This window comes from Finegoldia magna, from assembly GCF_018371055.1.
GTDB classification, from domain to species: Bacteria; Bacillota; Clostridia; order Tissierellales; family Peptoniphilaceae; genus Finegoldia; species Finegoldia magna_I.
The window spans coordinates 1-2,155 of sequence record NZ_JAGYZD010000266.1 but is presented as its reverse complement, the minus strand read 5'-3'; the positions used below and the strand labels follow the sequence as shown (position 1 = coordinate 2,155).

The window sequence follows — 2,155 nt, the reverse complement described above, 5'->3', positions numbered from 1 at the left end:
AAACAGATGTATTTTTTCATAATATCAATAACAAAAGGAAACAAAAAAATCACAAATATAATTTGTGATTATGGTCGGGGTGAGAGGATTTGAACCCCCGGCCCCATGGTCCCAAACCACGTGCGCTACCGGACTGCGCTACACCCCGACGTTTTTATTACTTGCTTATCTCAAGTACTTTATTAGTATACGATAGATTTAGATTTATGACAAATCCATTTATCGATAAATAAACGGAGATAAAAGAGATTACTTTTAATAATCATATTTTATCTCCGTTTTACTAAGAATTAAAAAATCTTAACTTTTAATTTACATTTTGTTAATATTCGTAGTAATACTTGAATAATTCATAGATATATTCGTTGTCTTTACATCCACCTAATTCCCTTACAGAGTGCATTGACAAAATTGCATTTCCAATATCAATAGATTGAATATCCAAATTAGAAACAGTGATAGGTCCGATTGTGGAGCCTCCTCTTTTGTCTGATCTGTTTGTGAATTCTTGGCATGGAATGTTTTTATCTAAGCATAATTTCTTAAATATTGATGAGCTAACTGCATCCGAAGTATACGCTCCGTTTGCAGCGTATTTTATAACAGGACCGTTGTTGATTAGTGGTCTGTTAGTAGGATCTGCCATTTCTGTGTAATTTGGATGCAAACTGTGTGCTTGGTCTGCACTAATCAAGTAAGAATTGTGCAATACTTCATAGAAGTTTTTATTGTTATCTTCGACGATTTTTTTGAAACAATCGCTAAGAAGTGTACTTCCTGCTCCTTGTTTTGTAGAAGATCCGATTTCTTCGTTATCAAAAACCATAGCTAAGGCTAATGTGTTTGTAACTTCGGAATCTATTAAGGATTTGATAGAATTAAATGCCATTCCCAAATTATCGATTCTTCCTACTGAATAAAATTCATCGTTTTCTCCGACAAATTCTCCTTTTTGTCTATCGTATAAGAACAAATCAAAATCCAAAATATCTTCAGCATTTATTCCAGTATTTCTAGCCAAAATTTCTTCAAAAGTTATCTTAGAATCTTTTTCTGATAATGCTAAAAGTGGCAATGTATCTTTTTGCGCATTAAATTTGTAGCCATTGTTAACATCTCTGTTCATGTGGATTGCAACGTTAGGAATTATCAACAAATTCTTATCTACGTTAATGTGTTTGATTTCTGGTTTGAATGGATTATCTGATTTCAAAACAACTCTACCAGCTACAGACAATGGACGGTCGAACCATGTGCTTAGTATTGGTCCACCATAAACTTCAGTGTTTAAAGTCAAAAATCCGTCTTTGTTTACGATAGAATTTGGTTTTATTCTAAAAGTTGGGCTGTCTGAATGAGACCCAATCAATCTGATATTATCGAAATCAGAACTTCCTTTAAAAGCGATAATTGATGAATCGTTATTTGTTACAAAATATCCTTTGCCATTTTCGATTTTCCAATTATCTTTAAATTTTAATTCAGTAAACCCGTTTTCTGTTAGTGTTTTTTTAAAATTATCGATAACGTGAAAAACAGATGGACTGTTATCGATAAAACTCATTAATTCTTTTGTTATGTTCATAAAATCACCTCAATAATAGTATACCCAAAAATAAAAATACTTAATAGCAAAAGTTTACAAAAAATATACTTAGTGGTATAATGAAGTTACTTCAGGGCGAGGTTGATTTCCTCACCGGCGGTTATAGTCCGCGAGCATTATGCATGATTTGGTGTAATTCCAATACCGACAGTAAAGTCTGGACGAAAGAAGTAAATGTAATAATTAACATTTAGCCCTAAATATAAGGGCTTTTTTATTTGCCCTTGAAAATCTTAGGAGGTAGGTTATGGAAACCACAAGAAAAAATTCTAGTACTCAAACTATGGTGAAAATCAGTATTTTAGGGGCAATAAGTGCATTGCTTATGATTTTTAAATTCCCTCTACCATTTGCACCACCATTTATGACAGTGGACATAGGAGATTTGGGAGTATTAATTTCAGGATTTGCACTAGGACCTGTAGCAGGTGTGTTAACTTCTGCAGTTAAGATTTTGTTGAACTTTATAATTAACGGAACAACTACTGGTGGAGTTGGGGAATTATCTAACTTTATATTATCATCAGTATTTGTTGTTGTAGCAAGTTC

The 2,155-nt window shown here is 32.8% G+C and carries 2 protein-coding genes, 1 tRNA gene and 1 riboswitch; of the genes, 1 reads left to right on the top strand and 2 read right to left on the bottom strand.

Annotation, left to right across the window (positions count from 1 at the left end):
- Positions 1 to 71: 71 nt before the first annotated feature.
- Positions 72 to 148: transfer RNA gene (locus tag KHW44_RS08915), tRNA-Pro, on the bottom strand.
- A gap of 174 nt (positions 149 to 322) precedes the next feature.
- The gene (locus KHW44_RS08910; RefSeq protein ID WP_304068619.1) at positions 323 to 1,585 is read right to left on the bottom strand and encodes a M18 family aminopeptidase; all 1,263 of its coding nucleotides are present in this window, start codon (positions 1,583 to 1,585) and stop codon (positions 323 to 325) included.
- An 83-nt stretch (positions 1,586 to 1,668) separates the two neighbouring features.
- Positions 1,669 to 1,783: riboswitch (FMN riboswitch) on the top strand.
- A 70-nt stretch (positions 1,784 to 1,853) separates the two neighbouring features.
- Between KHW44_RS08910 and KHW44_RS08905 the strand changes: the two genes are divergently transcribed.
- Positions 1,854 to 2,155, top strand: a 302-nt coding sequence (locus KHW44_RS08905; RefSeq protein ID WP_304068616.1) for an ECF transporter S component, incomplete at its 3' end; no start/stop codon positions are given.

What these genes read in the sequence shown, in the direction of transcription:
- KHW44_RS08910 (WP_304068619.1), bottom strand. Translation starts at nt 1,585, where the DNA reads ATGAACATAACAAAAGAATTAATGAGTTTTATCGATAACAGTCCATCT.